Origin of the sequence: Desulfovibrio subterraneus (assembly GCF_013340285.1) — a bacterium.
GTDB lineage: Bacteria > Desulfobacterota > Desulfovibrionia > Desulfovibrionales > Desulfovibrionaceae > Halodesulfovibrio > Halodesulfovibrio subterraneus.
In genome coordinates this window covers 1-274 of record NZ_BLVO01000003.1, presented here as the reverse complement: position 1 = coordinate 274, position 274 = coordinate 1, and the positions used below count along the sequence as shown (strand labels likewise).

Annotated in this window: 1 rRNA gene; it reads right to left on the bottom strand. The window is 46.7% G+C overall.

From position 1 onward, the window contains the following. Positions 1-223 precede the first annotated feature (223 nt). Positions 224-274: ribosomal RNA gene (locus HUV30_RS18280) — 16S ribosomal RNA — on the bottom strand; the annotation flags it as partial.

Here is a 274-nt window from a genome sequence, read left to right as displayed (position 1 = left end):
GCCTTCTGGCACCAAGGCATCCACCAAATGCCCTTAATAACTTATTTTTCTTAGACTTCCTTTCCGTCCCTATCGATTGTCAAAGAGCAGAGGCGTAAAGCCTCAGCCAAGTGTAATACCTGGATCACATGCACCACTTATCGTGTTGCGTGCTACCAACCATTCACTTGTCAAAGAGCACGAAGCTCCTTGCAATTAAATAGCGAGTTGGACAAATTTCCTTAAAGGAGGTGATCCAGCCGCAGGTTCCCCTACGGCTACCTTGTTACGACTT